The organism is Acidovorax sp. FG60 (genome assembly GCF_057808995.1).
The window spans coordinates 20,232-37,150 of record NZ_JBMDJC010000033.1 but is presented as its reverse complement, the minus strand read 5'-3'; the positions used below and the strand labels follow the sequence as shown (position 1 = coordinate 37,150).

At 57.8% G+C, this 16,919-nt stretch carries 11 protein-coding genes; 5 read left to right on the top strand and 6 right to left on the bottom strand.

The annotated features are described in order from the left end of the window. Positions 1-94: 94 nt before the first annotated feature. The 3 genes from ACODS0_RS26835 to ACODS0_RS26825 are packed head-to-tail and all read right to left on the bottom strand — an operon-like array spanning position 95 to position 4,487. The gene (locus tag ACODS0_RS26835) at positions 95-1,489 is read right to left on the bottom strand and encodes an ATP-binding protein (RefSeq protein ID WP_121508542.1); all 1,395 of its coding nucleotides are present in this window, start codon (positions 1,487-1,489) and stop codon (positions 95-97) included. Next, complete coding sequence (locus tag ACODS0_RS26830) at positions 1,486-3,690, bottom strand: hypothetical protein (protein ID WP_487255491.1); 2,205 nt, start codon at positions 3,688-3,690, stop codon at positions 1,486-1,488. Before ACODS0_RS26830 ends, ACODS0_RS26835 begins: the two co-directional genes overlap by 4 nt. Beyond that, positions 3,687-4,487, bottom strand: coding sequence for a TnsA endonuclease N-terminal domain-containing protein (locus ACODS0_RS26825; RefSeq protein ID WP_158603295.1), 801 nt, complete (start codon positions 4,485-4,487; stop codon positions 3,687-3,689). The genes ACODS0_RS26830 and ACODS0_RS26825 overlap by 4 nt, the downstream gene beginning before the upstream one ends. 460 nt (positions 4,488-4,947) lie before the next feature. Between ACODS0_RS26825 and ACODS0_RS26820 the strand changes: the two genes are divergently transcribed. Further along, positions 4,948-5,382, top strand: coding sequence for a lecithin retinol acyltransferase family protein (locus ACODS0_RS26820; RefSeq protein ID WP_395456691.1), 435 nt, complete (start codon positions 4,948-4,950; stop codon positions 5,380-5,382). Between the two features lie 45 nt (positions 5,383-5,427). On the opposite strand, the gene avs3b is transcribed toward ACODS0_RS26820, so the two are convergent. After that, on the bottom strand, positions 5,428-6,111 hold the full coding sequence (avs3b, locus tag ACODS0_RS26815) for an AVAST type 3 anti-phage protein Avs3b (protein WP_488838271.1): 684 nt from the start codon (positions 6,109-6,111) through the stop codon (positions 5,428-5,430). Next, positions 6,086-12,340 carry an AVAST type 3 anti-phage nuclease/ATPase Avs3a gene (gene avs3a, locus ACODS0_RS26810; RefSeq protein ID WP_488838269.1) on the bottom strand — a complete coding sequence of 2,085 codons (6,255 nt, stop codon included), beginning with the start codon at positions 12,338-12,340 and terminating at the stop codon, positions 6,086-6,088. The genes avs3b and avs3a overlap by 26 nt, the downstream gene beginning before the upstream one ends. A 326-nt stretch (positions 12,341-12,666) precedes the next feature. Here avs3a and acuR point away from each other — a divergent pair, with 326 nt between their 5' ends. From acuR to ACODS0_RS26795, 3 genes are read left to right on the top strand one after another with little or no spacing between them, the layout of a single operon-like run. Then, positions 12,667-13,305, top strand: coding sequence for an acrylate utilization transcriptional regulator AcuR (gene acuR, locus ACODS0_RS26805; RefSeq protein ID WP_488838267.1), 639 nt, complete (start codon positions 12,667-12,669; stop codon positions 13,303-13,305). Between the two features lie 51 nt (positions 13,306-13,356). Then, positions 13,357-14,340 (top strand): acrylyl-CoA reductase (NADPH), encoded by a 984-nt coding sequence (acuI, locus tag ACODS0_RS26800; RefSeq protein WP_488838265.1) that lies wholly within the window; start codon positions 13,357-13,359, stop codon positions 14,338-14,340. A 50-nt stretch (positions 14,341-14,390) separates the two neighbouring features. Continuing rightward, entirely contained in the window at positions 14,391-14,969 is a 579-nt protein-coding gene (locus tag ACODS0_RS26795; RefSeq protein WP_488838264.1) for a peroxidase-related enzyme, read from the top strand. Positions 14,970-15,018: 49 nt separating this feature from the next. Here the strand turns inward: ACODS0_RS26795 and ACODS0_RS26790 are convergent, their stop codons facing one another. After that, positions 15,019-15,492, bottom strand: a complete 474-nt coding sequence (locus ACODS0_RS26790) for an Lrp/AsnC family transcriptional regulator (protein ID WP_488838262.1) — start codon at positions 15,490-15,492, stop codon at positions 15,019-15,021. A 116-nt stretch (positions 15,493-15,608) separates the two neighbouring features. Between ACODS0_RS26790 and ACODS0_RS26785 the strand changes: the two genes are divergently transcribed. After that, entirely contained in the window at positions 15,609-16,862 is a 1,254-nt protein-coding gene (locus ACODS0_RS26785) for a Zn-dependent hydrolase (protein ID WP_488838260.1), read from the top strand. Positions 16,863-16,919: the final 57 nt, after the last annotated feature.

The following is a 16,919-nucleotide window of genomic DNA, read 5'->3' as shown; positions in this document are numbered from 1 at the left end:
GGACACGATGCCCTACCTCTCGCCATTGCTCAAGATGGGATCACCGTTCGCTTACGGTGCACGTTTGCTAACTCCAGTCAATCAGCAAGTAGTCTCAGCGGGCCAGCGGATCCTCTAAGGGGAGGTCAACCGGCCGAGGCGAGGCCCTTTTTTTGTTCTTTGTCGCAGCGGGACTGGGGGGCATGCTCTCTTCGTGTACATCGTCAAACTCTTCGTTTTTTACCCCTTTGGGTCGAGCAGGCTCCTCTGCCCCAAGCAGGGCGCGCATAGCTTTGTACCTAGGACTGAACAGCAGATCGTCAAACATTCGAAGCTTTGCAGGGTTCTTGCTGAGCAAGGCTGCAATTGCCGGTCCAAGAAATGCCATGTCAGTCGCCGCGGTTCGCTGAAACGCAGTAGCGTCGATAATTTCGCGCCCGCCAATCTCATTGTGCTGAGATAGTGTGAACGCGAGCGCCGCGAAGGCCGTATTTCCCGCTGAGGCCGTGTACCAAGCATCAAGGATTTCTTTCGTCAGCTTTGTCTTTGTCTTGACAAACGTATAGTCCCAATACGTATCGCAGAATTCTTCCCACTGAGGGCTATTCCTTGCCATCGGCTCAATTACCAAGCTCCCGAAGGAAGCGAGTTTGCGGGTGTTTCGTACCGCTCCTTCTACGACAGCTTGGACCGCTGGTGTTGCAAGCGCCAACAAGCTAATGCCGAGCCGCTCAATGATTTCACTGAATAGGTTTAGTACAAGCTCCGCATTTTGGGCGCGCGCGCTGCGCAAATTCTGAACTTCATCAACGACAATAAAGCCCAAGGAGACAGCTGTTGCGACTTTGTTCATCAAGTCGACCATGGGCGCAATATTGCGTAGCGCTGCCGCCTTCCGCGAATAGTCGGTTCCTAGCAGTCGGTCGATCTCGTTGAAGAATTGCAGGCACAACGACTTGAGTGTTGCGTCGTGAGGCACTCTGAGAAGAACGTATACGACCTGATGGCATTTCAGATCAGCTCCGTGATAATTCGAGTGGCAAATAACCTGCTTGTATCTCAGCAAAGCTGCAGCTGCGAAAGTAGTCTTGCCTTGCCCGCTAACAGACATCATGAAGTAGCCTTTAGCCGAAGGTTTCCAGTCAGCGGGCATTGGTAGACCATTGGTTCCGGTGGTGGCAATGGCGTGCCTCCTCTGCCGGTCCATCGTAGTCAAAGGGTGGCGCGCTACATAAGTGTCGCGGGCCATCTTGGCCAGGGTGAAGCCAGCCTTTTGATATTCAGGGAAAGGGTAGACGATGTCGTTGATGGTGGACAGCTCCATCAGTCGAACGACCTCGCTACTCCTGCGAAGCGTTGCCGACGGCTTCGCTGGGTAGTGCGCGAGGTTAGTCAGAAAGTCACTTTTGCTTTGCTCCAGAGGCGGCATTGCCTCAATGAACGGATTGCCTGCAAATCGAGAAACTCCTGTATCGTGATACACCGCAGGGAATATCTCAACATCCTTCATCGCTTGCTCCTGTTTAGCTTCACTAGTTCTACCAATCGAGCCTTCTCCTCTCGCTCCACTTCACTCCAGCTTTTCCCAACGGACGCACTGGCCGTGTGCTCTTCGAACTCTGTGTGTGTTTGGGCATGCAACTTGTTTTTGAGTTTTGCGGTTTCTTGATACCTAGCTCGTTGCATATCAACATTAGGTAAACGTTCGGCGGGGGCGCTCTTATGCCGGTTGTTGACAGGCTTGGCCGCCTTTGCGGCAACCCGTACGCGTCGACTTTCATGGTCGGAGCGGGCCCAAAGGCGTGCATTGACAGCCGCGAAGGCCTCCTCCTCGTCAATTGAAATTCCTTCGCTGTCCCTTGCGTCACCAGCGCCCATCACGAAACACGGCCATTCGCCGTGTCTGCTCGCTATCATGATTACCGCTGGCTGCGTCTTGTCGAGTCGGATGTCCAGAGAAGGCCTGTTTCTGGGCGATCGCCTGATGTAGTCGATTGCGGCCTCGTTAGAGGGATGATATACACGAGTCTTGTAGCGAAGAACACCTCCTGAAATACTCGCTTTATCTGAACTGAGTAACAGTCGGTAATAGTCTTCTTCCGTGTACGGTGCAGACCGAAGTCCCGTTATGTTTTCGAGTCCCCAAACATACGCATTTTTCGGCGTAGGTTCGATGCCGTGTTGTGTAAGGATTTTTCGACGCTTGAGGGCTTGATGGGGACGGTTGTTGTAGTCCTTCACAATTTCGATTAACGCTCGGTACGCATCCGCAAGTGTGTGCACTGCAGCAGCTTCAGCCTTACGTGCGGCCCTTCTTGATTGAGGATCTAAGGGACGGTCTGCGTAAACACCTTTCATCCCCGATGCCGCCATGCGCTGCTTGATAGTGCGGATTAGCCTCTCTACTATTGCTTTGCCGTCTGGGCATAGAGGGGGGAGTGGCGTCAGGTCGATGCGCAGATCATCGACCACGCTTTGCAACATAGATCCACTCATGAAGTCGGATCCACGATCAGGACAGATAACGGCTGGAATGCAGCCTATAGGCCATTGATTGTCAGAAACTTCTATGCCCAATCTCGAGAAGCGTTTTTCGCGAGAGGTAAATGCAATTAAGAGCGTATTGCGAACTTCCTCGTACGAAGGCGCGCGCAAAGAGATGTACGCTGAGACGACAAATCTACTCCACCGGTCAATTAGGAAGTAAATGGTTGGTTTGCCTACCACTACAGGATTTTTTTCGCTGGAGACTAGGTAGAGTCGCCCTCCGGTAGAATCGATCTCATATATTTCACCTGGACCTGCCGAAACTAGCGAGTTGGTGTTGGCAGGGTCACGACGAAGCCTGCGCTCATTTCGTGCTAAGTCTTCCGTAAGCTGCAACTCACCATTTATGTAGTAGCAAAACTGGCGATAGGTTACTGGCTCTGATATCTGTTTTTTTATGTACTGGCGATGAGTATCAGGGTGGCTCTTCTGGAAAAAAGTGCTTAAGTAGGTTTCGTGCGCAGTGGTCTTATTTGTTGGCCCCTTTCTGAGCAATTGCTTATAGCATCTGAGCATGTCGTCGACATCATCCGGAGTGACAACAAAATTGTTAGGACCTAGTTCATCGCTCAGAATAGTTTTCCGGCCGCGGCGATTATTGGCCTTATCCGGAATTTCGCCATTTGCATGGTCTTTTTCACCTGACTCTTCACGACCCCTCGTGGTGCGCTTGGGGCCGCGAGGCAGTGCAACCAGTGCTATTTTTGTGCTGCCGAAGTAGTAGTAACGAAGGATGAGACGGTGCAGCGTCTTTTCCGCAACGTCTATGCTTAAAGCTCTCTCTCGAATTAAGGCGGTAAAGTGATGTCTCGATAGGTTCGTCCTATTTTCAAATGCTTGTATTACAGGCGCGATCTGGACCCATGCTGATTGAATTTTTCCTGCCTGAGAACTACCGCTTTCGGCTGGCACGGAGAGCTGTTGTGGAAGTACTATGCGACCCCATTTCGATGTGGGTGAGGTGAGCGCGCTAAGTTGATTCCAAGAATAGAAAATCGGTCGTTTGGCATACCTGGCTTCTTCGGGTGTGCCCACCCACATCGCATATACCCCATCCTCAAAAATATGAGTTAGGCGAAGATACCGACCTGGTCGTTCGGAGTCATGCAGTGCCAAGCCTACATGAAGGGTTGGCTGATTGGGTAGCGCGCGAAAATCAGTCATCGCTTCTTCTGATTCAAAAACAGTGGTCGATTGAGCGCCAACGGATGACCAAGCGAGATATCTATTTGACCTGACCAAGCACAGTACCGAAACATGTCCAGCACCTGCGAATTGGGGAGTCGAAGAGTCTTGGTGAGCCTTGCCACTAACTCACTGAGCAACTCGTTGCTTTTGTAGAAGCTCTCGAAAGCAAGTAAGAAGCGTGGATCAAGTTGTGTTTCCGGATTGAAACGATGGCGAAACCACCCACGCATGAAGCGCAGGATTTCAAGTAGTGTCTTATTGAAGCGCGACGTATCTACCAAAGTCCAAGGTATGCCTCGTTCTTGACACCATCTGTGCTCCACCTCTAAACGCAATCTCTTTGACGGATCGGCCGCATCTTCAGAAGTCTTAACGCTCGCTGCACGGTAGCTCTTTCCGTCCGCCGTCAGTTCCGTGATCAGAAAGTCGATCGTGAAGGGCTCCGGCAACCCTCTCTTATATATGTGTCGAACCTCAAGTTCCGTACAGAGCTCTAGAGTCCTATCCAAATCCAAGATAGGCCATTGCTCTCGAATGTCCACCACACTCTCACGACGTTCCATAAGGTACAGATAGGTGGCCTCCAGATCGGAAAGACCTTGATGCGGGCGACCCGTAACGATGCCATGCCCACCCAACGAAGTGCCGCGTGAAGGAACGTCGCGTATGTAAAGCCAAGGCAGGTACTCGGCGCCCTGGAGCAGGCCTCGTCCCCTCTTGACGCGTGCTCTTAAATGGCTGGGGTAGAGGAGGGGGTCTGGTTTCCAATGCACGCGTCCATTCTGAGGGAATCACCAAAAAAGTCCATAAAAATTGTTTAAAAAGTCCAAAACATTAGTCGAATAAGGTTTTGACTCCAACAAATAAAGTGCGTCGGACGTAAATAAAGTCCGTCGGGGAAATTCCGCATTGAGAAATTAATGTCGCCTCATTTGAGGCGGTTCATGTATCGATGCATGTGGAGGGGAGGGGCGGTGGGCTGCTTCAGGCTGGGAGCAGTCCTTCGTTAGGGACTGCTTTGTGAAGCCGAAGTTGGCGAACGCAGGCTGTAAGAGTGCGGCGCTGTTCCCGGCCTGTACGTAGTGATCAGCATCGGCGGCTGGCCGTAAGCGCGAGCAACCTGTAATCTGGCCGCCAACAATTCTCATCAGATGGCCCGTCGGGAAACTACCGATAACCGAACGACGGCTCGGCGCGTCTTCTGCTTACAGAAAGAACTTGTAAGGGGGCTGCATGCAGCTGCAGCAGATCGACGTCACAGGCGCGCGTCTCGTGGGCGCCATCACCAAGGAACTGGGTTTCGATGGCCCCAAGCACCATGCCGTGGTGCTCGGTCAAGGGGTGTTCGACGGTGTGGTCTACTTGGCAGAGTTGATGAAGGACGGCTACCAGGTCGCGACGTTCGAAGACTTCCGGCGACGCTACGTCGCAAACGGCGACATCCGAGTGGAGCCGAACGCCGGCCCCCACAGCAACGTCGAGGTGGCCAAGAGGGCACTGACTGAGCTCAAACAAGGTCAGGCGAAGTACGACCTCGTTGCCAACAACTGCGAGTGCTTCGTCAACCGTGCGATGCACGGGCAGTCCACCAGCACCCAGGTTATCAATACGGCGATCGGTGTGGTGTTGGTCGCTGGACTCGTCTACCTCATCCGCAGCTCTCGATAGACGCCTCGATGTGTGCTGCGGCGCTGGAGCTCACAGCGTGCATCTTTAGTCTTCAGATATCTCCGAGCCCGGCGGGAGCGTTTTTCTCATCTCACCGGCCAGAGACAAGGCCACTTTGGCAAAGCTCTCCAATTTATCGATTCTGTCGAGCATGGCCTGCTGGTTGGCCGCCTCTTGGCGCTGCAATAGCCCGTCGACGGCGAACTTGGCGATCCGCAGCTCAACGGTGGCGTCTAGGTTGCCTTTGACGGCCTCTTCCAGCCATGGGTTGATCAGCCCGACTGATCGTTTAGCGGCCGCACCGAGCGCGTGACGAATCAACTCTCTGGCTGCGTGATCGATGCCCACCGCGAACTCGAAGAGCTGCTTCTCCTCGTCCGTAGCGCCTTCAAGCTCTTCGCTGTTTGGCCGACGGGTGAAGAACCTCAGCTTATCCGCCCCGTCCACGCCCAACGAATTGAGCGTGCGCAGCAGAGGGTCCAGTTCCCGCAGTGGTCGCATGTAAGGGGGCAACGTGTAGCGGTGCGCCCAAAGCTTCAAGATCACATCAACGCACTCTGCCGTAGCGACATCCCTCGTCGTCCCAGGCGCTTGCTCGGCAGCCAAGATTTTCTCTGCGACCAAGTGAGACATCCACTGCGCAGTAACATCGTTACTCCCTTCCAGCCCGGCAACGATCCTCTTGCCAAGCTCGATGACTGACTTAGAGCGATCGAGTGATTCCATCATGTCCGATGAGGTAGTACCGGTTGTAAGGGTAGTTGTGGAAGCTGTAGTCATCTTTGCCGGTCTCGTCCTTGGGAGGCTTGCGTCGGACTATGACGCGAACGATGAGGGAGGAATCCGGGCGCACTTGCAACAACGCGCTGATGAACTTGTTGTCAGCGCTGAGGCGGGTGCCCGTCAGGATGCCGCGTTCTTGACCATAACCCGTGCTGCGCGCCCAGGTCTCGCTCCTCAAGGTGCCTCCGTCTGGCACCGTCCAGGATCTCGCATCGGGATCAGTCGTTAGAGTCAGGAGGTCAAGAACCTCCGGGCAAGGTCGTGGACCCGGGCTGCTAATCATGCCGGCCCAAGGGTCAAATTCGTCGAGCCTCAAAGAATCACTGCCCGTCGTGACCCAACCGGACATCCTCAACTCAGGGGCTTCGACTTTCTCTCCGTAGTCAACGTGATCTGCATCTGGAAGGTAGATTTCTCCGGGATCAGGGCTGGTCTGGAGGGCCGCCAAGAGCGTCGCCGCGTGCCGCGAGGGAACCAGCACCGACCCCACCGACACCGTTTCGCCGTCGGCTGACTCTGTGGTCGTCCAATGGCCCCACAAGGCCGTCATGCCATCGTCGGTTGTTAGTTGGTCATCTAGGTACTGCCTGCTGACTTGCCAGGACCACGAGGCGTCAGATCGTTCGCTGCTCGTGGGGACGTCCTTTAGGATTTCAGGATCACGTCGTTCCGCAAGCCAGCGGTTGTCTGTGCGAGTGAGCAACTGTTCGCTCAACCAGTCATCAAACGGATTCTCGTCCTCGTCCACGCGCCGGCAAATAGGTTTGGTCTCCAAGAGGTTTCCAGCGACAAGCATCATGGCGTGATAGGACTGATAGACCACACTGTCCTCCACCTCCGGCATGCTGCCTTGACGGTGCGTTGTCTCATTTCCTCGAAAGAGGCCCCGCTTGTAACGCTGATCATCATTGCGACGGTGCCCAAGCGACAGGCGCCCGCGCAAGACTGCCATCGCTCGCCGTTCGATGGAATGCTCGCTCAGCCCAAATACACGGCCCAACGGTGCGAACCAATACGGGCCGATATCGATGCCGAAGAAGTACCTGTCATCGTCATCTATGGTCTCGCTGCTTGAGAGCTGGTCATCAAAGACTCTGTACTCGCCTCGGTCAAAGATCTGCGTTGGCAATCCAGGCTGGTTGGCTCTGTTCACAACATCAAGCAAGTCTTTTGGCAATGCGCTGACTTCGTTCAGCCTCCTCAGTGTGTCTGTAGCGAAATGTCGAATGACGACATGCTGCTCCCTCGCGGCTGCGTCTAGAAAGGCAAGGAAGGGCACGACGGCACGAGGTGCGTCCATCGCGCCCCGTGCCAACGCAAGGCACAGCCATTGGCGAGCATGCCACTCGTAGAACATCAGTCCGCGGTCGACGAATGGCTGCGGATCGGCGTTGAGCGCGCGAGCCGCCAGCGCGGACAACAACGGCTGCCAATCGAGTTCAAGGCAAATGCGGACACAGTGGGCATGCTCCCAGCGTTCAGTGGTGGACGGACGCGCTAGACCTGCCCACAGGTAGCCAGCCAAGGCCTCCACACAAGACGAAGGTGGCGTGAGCGACTCACTCCACCGGCCATCGCCATCCTCTCCCTCAAGAACATCTTCGAGCAAGTCGAAGCCGAAGTTGAGCACGTCATCGGCTTCGTCGCTGGTCAGGCGGCGCGCGAGTGGATCCACTAGATGGAACAGGTCTTCGGCATCAAGCGTGTCGAGATGCGATAGATATCCTTTGATCCTGGCTGACGCGACGTCCTTCTCTAAGACGATGCCTTCTGCATAGAGCCCGTCAAAAGGGCCCTCATGACCCCAGCCGCGGCGCCCGACGCGGTTGGGGCTTTTCGTGGCCACCGAAAGGGCTGCTTTCCGGAGTTCGCTGCGAACGGACTGGAGTCGCTTGCTCGGCTCGGGGAGGTGCCTGATCACGTCCATGAAGCTGTATACGCTGAACTCGTCATCCGCCTGGAAAGCACGGAGGTATCCATCGATCTCGGACAGCGCCGCACGCCTACAGCCTTGCTCATAGAACTCGCGGATGTACGATCGATGGCCAACCTTCTTCAGCGATCGTCTTGCCGCGAGTACCGCAGCTGTGTCGCGGAGATCGACTCCGCTGAAGACGGCATCCCAATCAGGTTCCTGGATCTCTCTGTATGGGAGTGTCCACGGCGCAGGAGCCGTTGATACCGGTGGGGTGGCGGCCTTGGCTTCGGAAGCTCGAAGCAATCTGTCTAAATCGGGCAATGACATCGTCAGCGAGTCGGCGAGCTCCTTGAGTTCGCGCCAGGCGGATGCTTCGTTGGTTTGGATGCGGAGGAATCGGTAGGCGATCTTTAGGATCAATCGTTTTTGGTTGAAGTCCGGCTCTGCGTTGATGGCCGATCTGGCATCGCTGATGCGTTTCCACCCACTCACGGTGCCGCTCAAGGCGACTGCGGCCATCGCTGGCAGCAGCCTGCGGTCGATAAGGCCGTAGACAGCGATCGGAAGCAGCTCACCAGCGAAGCCGAACTTTCGATCCCGCCAGCGACTCAAGATTGCAAGACTGGATGAAGGGCAGAGGCCAACCAAGCCATGAACCAATCGGTCCCAGTCCATGTACTTGTCCCGGGCCATGTGCTCGTAGCTCAGCTCCGCGATGCGTGCCAGCCGGTACGCGGTCTTGGGTCTTGACACTCCCTGCCGATGCGCCGCGTCCGTGAGATCCAGGAACGTTGTCCATCGAGAAAGATGCTCTTCTCCGATCTTGCTGGCAATGTCGATTGCTTTGTCGAAATATGCCGCCGCTTCCGACCTGCTCACGAAGAAGATGGCGCGGGCCAGCTCCTTGAGGCTCTCGACGCGCGTCTCCGCATCGTCGCGCGATGTAGCGAGCTGAGCAAACGCGCTGGAGCTCAGTTGCAAAGAGAGGTCGCCTAGGCCTGCTGTTCGTGCGGTCAAGCGGCACATCCTCGTGAGAGTGCTCGAGTAGAGGCGGTCGCTCTTATCCACCCACTTCAGCAGCGCAGCGATCTGAGGCGGCTGGATGGCGCCCGCGTCGCGCAGGATCTGCACCCACTCGATGGCAGCCACCTTCTCTAGATTGAAGAGCCGCCGATAGTCTCGTGACGATGCCGATTGCGTCTGCCCAAGCGCAAGCTTGATCTCGTGATCCAGATTCAGCGGCACACGGCCGCAGGCAATCTCAGCGGCCAGGATGAACCAGGCGAGGACGCCCCCCGTGACATGTTCCAGCTGGGAGGCTTGCTGCCCCTTGACTGGAGATTTTTGCGATTCGAACTCAGGTCGTACGTCCTTGTGCGCAAGATCTATCAGCTCGATCTGTCTGCCGCGAAGCGCCGCTTCCAACGCGTACGCTCGGACGAATGTTGCGCGTTCAGAATCGAAATCATGGAACTGCCGGGGCGGTTCCGCTGGCAGGTACCGGCGTAGCGTCACTGCCCAGGCCTCGTCATCGCGCGGAAGGCACCGAAGCGCTTGGGTGATCGCGCACCGAACCCCATCCAGCACGCTGCTCTCAGACTTCCACGAGCGATCCTCTTCGGGCAACTTGACCTTAGGGTCGACCAAGATGCTCATCAGATGGCGCACGGGCTCAGCCGGCAGCAGGTGTCCAACCTGCCATGCTTCCGTTGCCAAGCCCAGCATCATCCAGACATCCCCCTCGGCGTGCTCGGCAAGCTCGTCAAGCTGCTTAATGTCACCAACGTCAGCCAGTCGCGCAGCTACCAGTTTCGTCGTTCTCAACACGACGACTTTTGGAGTCCAACCTTTCAAGAAGCGCGCAGCTTCAGCAGGGCCGCGCAATCTCAGTAGACCGATGGCAAGCTCGGCGACGTCCACGTCTTCGATCTTGTGTTCATTGCGAAGCTTGGGTGGCAGCCTGCTCCAGGCGTTCAACGACTCCACGGCCATCCTCATCCTGCTCGCGGCCTCAGGAATGAGGCCAGCGTTGCCAGCAAGCAGCACCGCCTCATACGCATGGTGCGAGCCCTGGAAACCGCCGCCGAAGGACCGCCTGGAGACCATTTCTTCGATGCGATCTGACGCAAGCAAAATACCGACAATGTCGGTGTTCTGCTGGATGAGTTTATTCTGGCGGGTCTCACCAGCCACCTCGCCGCCGACTTTCAGTGCAAGCTTGGCGGCGGCGACATCCCGTCCCTGTTGGAGGCATGCCCTGAGAGCGAACATCAGTCGTTGCAACTCGACGTCGCGGCGCTCGAGGGGGTTGTCGGGCAGGCTGTCATTCGAGAGCGCCAGCGCGATCAATTCGTCCATCCGGCCGGCTGACAGCAGCAACTGCGGTAGCGCCGCCGCAACGTAGGAGCTGGTCGCCGCTAGAGGCTTGAGCTTCAAGAGAAAGGCATCAAGCGCGGCCGCATCTGGCTTGAACGTCTCATTGAACCAGGTCTCCGCAGGCTCGTCCATAAAGTGCAGGCCCGATTCCTTCACGAACAGCGGCCGCCCGAACTCTGTGGCGAACGTTCGGACAGCGCTCTCCGGAACTCCTGCGATCTGTGCCAAGATGGAAATTGGCACAAGGGGCCGGAGCACTGCGAGCCCTTTGCAGATGAGGTCGATCTGATTCGACTCAGTTGGCCCCCACTCGGCTTTCAGCCGGTTGATGGCCTTGGTTAGCAACCCTCCAATCGCGCGCTGGACTGTCGTGGGTGTTGGTCCCAAAGCCCTGAGCATTTCCCCGAGGGGCGGAGTGCCCTCCATGGCCAGCGCCTGAACTCGAGGGTTGTCGCTGCTGAGAAACGCAAACTCCGAAGCTTCAGCGTCCGTCGCATCGGGATAGCTCAGCCGAAGGTGCGTGGCAGTCTCAGCCTTCGAAAACGACTCCAGCTTAATCGCGATGGCGTCGAGTGGCGCTCCAAGGTAGTCCTGTCGATGTGATCGGCATGTGAATGCAAATCGCACCCCATCAGGCATGTCCGTGTTGATCAGGTCATGGACAAAGGCGCGCTCCCCAATCTCTTGCGCGGCCATGTATGCGTTGTCTGCCGCATCAATGATGATGCAAAGGCTAGCCTGGGGCGTGTTAGCTCGGAGAAGATCAATGGCCTGCTTGAGCCGTGAAACGAAGGCCCGCATGAATTGCTTGGGGTCTGTGCCGTGGGACGGAATCAACGGCAGGCACAGCTGCTGTCCCGCGAGCTCGTTCGCGATCTGGACGAGCGCATCACGGTATCGGTGGCGGTAATTCAGGGCCTGGCGGTAGGTGCCGTCACCGAAGCAGTCGTACAGGATCGCCATCGACCCAGCAGGCATGGCACGAGCCAGGTGAGCTGAGAGCGTCGACTTGCCCACACCGCCGTCTGCGTGGATGACGACGGGGCGCTGCGCGGAGAGGAGCGTGGCCAGGATGGCTGGCTGCTGCGCTCGAGGAAGTACGTGCTTCGGTTCCGAGATCAGCGAGGGCGCAGGCAGCAGATCGTTCTCGCTCACCCGTAGAGCTTGAAGCACGTCGTAGAGCCTGATGGAACGGTCCTTTGCGCCTTCGTCCGTCGCGCGGCGGGTGACCAGCTCTTTCAGTTGAAGCGCAGCCTCGGTATCGGATTCAGAGAGGTATGCGCCCAAGTCCTGGCTCAGGAGGTTGCGCTGCTCCCACAGATCTGGCTCACCAACTTCAACCGAGAAGGCGGCAAAGAAATTCTGCACGCTGCTACCAGCGGACGCGGCATACCGTTTCAGCAATATGTCAACTGTAGGGTGCCGCAGCTCTGCCGCCCCCGCAGCGAGATCGGCCAAAGCTTCCAGGACATCCGCAGCAATAGGCCTGTTCGTCAGAAAGACGAACCTAACCTTCTTTTCCAGGACATCCAGACCGAGCGACGCCTCAAGTTTGCTGAAGCGCCCGGCGAAGCCTTCGATGGTTCGTTTGAGGCCGCTGGCCGTCCAGGGATCGTGAGCGTGCTTGGACGAATGCTTGAGCTGCATATAGCGGATCGACGTTGCCGCTACTACGTCCTCACTCCCGTAATACAAGCCGACGTCAATGACCTCGTCGCCCACGCTCGTGGATAAGTCCCCCTCGTCGAGTGACGGTCCTTCGACCGTCACTGCCACTAGGCCGCCCCTGGATCCGAGCAGCCGTAGGCATTGCCGGGCTGCCCATTGATAGTGAAACTGGTCGCCGCTTCTGGAAGGACCTACAGAACCTTGCTTCGCCATAGCCTTGGCGCTCCCTGTATCCGTCTATTCGTGGAGTTTAAAAGCCTTGGCTGTTGTCAGCGGATTTGTTTGGACAAGTTCCTTGCATCGAATGGTGTAGGGCTGCTTTCGGGGGGCGAATTTTGCAAAGTGAAGGGCAGCAACCGCTGCGATGCCGTCATCGCGAACGTGAAGACGTTTAGAACTTAACTCCGTCGCCCACAGTTGGCGCCTTACTGAGCGCGGCCTCAACGTCCCACAAGTGGTCAGCTTCCACTCTCAGTCATCCGTAACCCGAATTTCGTCGCACTATTGATTTTTAGAGACGGTCAGTCTAATATCTACTAATGATCCCTCCCGTTCATCCGCCCCGCCGTCGTGGTCGACCGCCGCGCCAGCGCGTCGACCTGATCGACACGCGCGAGTTGCTCTTGCGAGCTGGCTTGGAGGTTCTTACAGAAAAAGGCTTCTCAGCCACCGGAATCGACGAGATCTTGGGACGTGTGGGGGTGCCCAAAGGCTCCTTCTACCACTACTTCGAAAGCAAAGAAGCCTTCGGCCTGGAGCTCATCCATCGCTATGGCGATTTCTTCGCAAGGAAAATCGATCGCCACCTCCGCGATACGGCCCTGTCGCCCCTGGGCCGCCTCCACGCTTTCATCGACGATGCCAAGATAGGCATGGCCCGTTTTGGCTACCGCCGTGGCTGTCTGATCGGCAACCTGGGGCAGGAAATGGGCGCGTTGCCGGAGAGTTTCCGTGCCCGTCTCCAGGAGACGTTTGAGGACTGGCAGCGCCGTTTCGCAGACTGCCTTGCAGAAGCACAGGAGGCGGGAGAGTTGGCGCGCGAAGTGGACACGCGGCAGGTTGCAGCCTTCTTCTGGATCGGCTGGGAGGGAGCGGTGCTGCGCGCCAAGCTCGAGCAATCCCCGACACCCTTGGACCTTTTCGCTGACTTTTTCTTTGCTGGCTTTCGATCCCACTAATTTTTTTGCACTTTTATAGACGATCGGTCTAATTTCAAAGGAGAAAACCACATGTTTAAAGGCATCTTGATCCAGAAAGACGATGCAGGCTACCGGGCTGCTGTGCAAGATATCGATGACACACAGCTACCCGCCGGGGATGTGACCGTGCGTGTGAGTCACTCCACACTGAATTACAAGGATGCCCTGGCCATCACAGGCAAGAGCCCGGTCGTGCGCAAGTTCCCCATGGTCCCTGGCATCGATCTGGTGGGCACCGTCGAGAGCAGCACCCACTCTGGCCTTGTCCCCGGGGATACCGTGTTGCTCAACGGCTGGGGTGTTGGCGAGACGCATTGGGGCGGTCTGGCGCAGAAGGCGCGCCTCAATGGCGATTGGCTGATCCCCCTGCCTTCGGCCATCAAGCCACAGCAGGCCATGGCCATCGGCACAGCCGGCTATACCGCGATGCTGTGCGTACTGGCCCTGGAGAAGCATGGCGTGAAGCCGGCCGACGGCGAAATTCTTGTCACCGGCGCGGCGGGTGGCGTGGGCAGCGTAGCCATCGCGATCCTGAGCAAGCTCGGATACACGGTCGTCGCGGCCTCGGGGCGTCTCCAGGACGCAGACTACCTCCGCGAGCTAGGAGCGACGGAAGTATTGGACCGTGCACTGTTCACGTCACCAGGCAAGCCACTAGGCAAGGAGCGTTGGGCGGGGGCTGTCGACGTTGTCGGGAGCCATGTTCTGGCCAACGTGTGCGCCACAACCAAATACCGGGGAGTAGTCACCGCCTGCGGTCTGGCTGGTGGCATGGACCTTCCCGCCACCGTTGCACCGTTCATTCTGCGTGGCGTCACTCTGGCCGGCATAGACAGCGTGATGTGCCCGCGCGTCGACCGCCTGCGAGCTTGGGAACGCCTGGCTACCGACCTGGAGATGGAAAAGCTCGGAGCGATCAGCCACGAAGTTGGGTTGGCCGAGGCCATTCCCTTGGCCAAACAACTTCTCAACGGCGAGGTGCGTGGTCGCATCGTCGTGGACGTCAACCGTTAACCCCAGGGCCGAATCAACCGGCCCGTCATTCCGTACCTCAAGGAGAACCCATGAACCAACCCCATCAAGCTCCCGCAAGCCGCTTCCCCGTCCCTGAACTACAAGACATGCCCGAGGACATACGCCAACGGATATTAGCCGTGCAGGAGAAATCTGGATTCATCCCAAACGTCTTCCTGACACTGGCACACCGGCCAGATGAATTTCGGGCCTTCTTCGCTTACCACGACGCCTTGATGGAAAAGCCGGGCAACCTCACGAAGGCCGAGCGGGAAATGATCGTCGTGGCCACGAGCAGCGTGAACCAATGCCAGTACTGCGTAGTCGCGCACGGCGCAATCTTGCGAATCCGCGCCAAGAATCCACTCATCGCTGACCAGGTCGCCACGAACTACCGCAAGGCAGACATCACGCCTCGCCAGAAGGCCATGATCGACTTTGCCATGAAGGTCTCGCAAACTGCCCAACTGGTGGGCGAGACTGATTTCGATGCACTCAAGGCACATGGCTTCAACGAAGAGGACATCTGGGACATCGCAGCCATTTCAGCGTTCTTCGGGCTGTCCAACCGTCTTGCGAACGTGACGAGCATGCGCCCCAACACGGAGTTCTATTCACTGGGCCGTTGACGCTGGCTGAAGGCCTGCCACGGGCAGCCCCGCCATCGCGCGCGCAGCGTCAAACGGTGTCCACCGGCACGGTGCTCCCAGTTTTCACCCGGTTCATGGCCACCAGCGTGTTGAACGACTTCACGTTGCCCGAGGCAAAGAACAGCTCGCGCGTCAGCTCCACATACTGGTCCATGGAGCGGACCAAGAAGATGAGCACGAAATCCCACTCGCCCGCGACGTAGTAGCACTGCTGCACCTGCGGGCAGGCGGCGAACCGGCGCCGCATGTCGTCCAAGAGATCAGCCCGCTCGTTCTCAACCTTGATCTCGACGATGACCGTCAGGTCATAACCCAGCAATCCAGGGTTGAGGTGTGCGGAGAACTTCTCAATGACACCGCCGGCCTCCAGCAGCTTGAGCCGGCGGTTAACCGCCGCCGTGGACAAATGGGCTCGCTGACCCAGCTCGCTCTGCGGCACGCGGCCGTCTTCCTGGAGGGCGGCCAGGAGCACACGGTCGTAGTTGTCCAGCTTCATCGCCATCAGCGCATGGGCCCAGAGAAATGTGAATAACGTTCAGTTTATGTGCCGAAATATCGAAATTTTCAGCGAGATTGCGGAAATATTATTTCATCAACGCAACCTCTGGAAGACCCCGCATGAATCCGACCGGAATATCACTGGACGCCGCTCAGCTGCTGAGGCAGGTTCACGAGCTAGGCACCATCGGTCAGGATGCCGGGCAAGACGGACGCACACGCATCGCCCTCACCGATGCCGAGAAGGCCGGTCGGGATCTGTTGGCCCGCTGGATGCGCGAACTCGATCTGGACATCCGGGTGGACCGCATGGGCAACATTTTTGGCATCCTGCATGCAGCCTCGCCCTCTGGCGAAGTCCAGCCTTTGATGATGGGCTCGCACATCGATACCGTGCGCAACGCCGGCGCCCTCGATGGCTGCTATGGCGTTCTGGCCGGCTTGGCGGTGATACGGGCGTATCGCAATGTCGGAATTCGGCCTCCGCGCGCCATTATTGTGGGTGCGTTTACCAACGAGGAAGGCGTGCGCTATCAGTCAGACATGATGGGCTCCCTGGTGTATGCAGGTGGCATGGAAGTGCAAACTGCACTGGATACCATCGGCATTGATGGCACACGGCTAGGCGATGAACTGGAACGCATTGGCTACGCGGGCGACATGGAGCCAGGTGCGCTGGTACCGCGCGAGTACATCGAACTCCATATTGAACAGGGGCCGCTGCTTGAGGCCGAGGGCAGGCTCATTGGCATAGTAGAAAGCCTGCAGGGCATTTCCTGGCAGAGGGTCACGGTCACCGGGGTGGCCAACCACGCCGAAACGACGCCTACCCGGCTGCGCCATGACGCAGGCTACGCAGCGGCCGCCTGCATCGCCCATCTGCGGGAACAGGTGGTCGGTGCCGCCCCCGGCACAACGCTGGCCACCACCGGCTCCCTGCGGTTCGAGCCGGACGTCATCAACGTCATTCCCCGCAAGGCCACCTTCACAGTGGATCTTAGAGACCCGGACGAAAACCGGCTGCAAGCGGCCGAGCAGCGCTTCGCGGACTTTCTCGTGGCTCTCGCGGCGCGCGAAGGCGTGGTGATAGAAACCGAGCGGCTGGTCCGTTTCCAACCCGTGGCGTTCGACCCGGGCCTGGTCGATCGCATCGAAGCGGCGGCCCAACGACGCGGCCTGCCGCACATGCGCATGACCTCCGGCGCGGGGCACGACGCGCAGATGATGGCGCGCATCGCGCCGTCCGCAATGATCTTCGTGCCTAGCCGCGAAGGCATCAGCCACATCCCGCGCGAACACACGGACGACGAGCAGCTCATCCTGGGCGCCCAGGTGTTGCTGGATGTCGTGCAGGACTGCCTGGCAGCGCACTGACGTCTGCTCATCCAGCCCACTGCTCACCGCGTTACTTCTCCACCTCTCCAAAGGCCC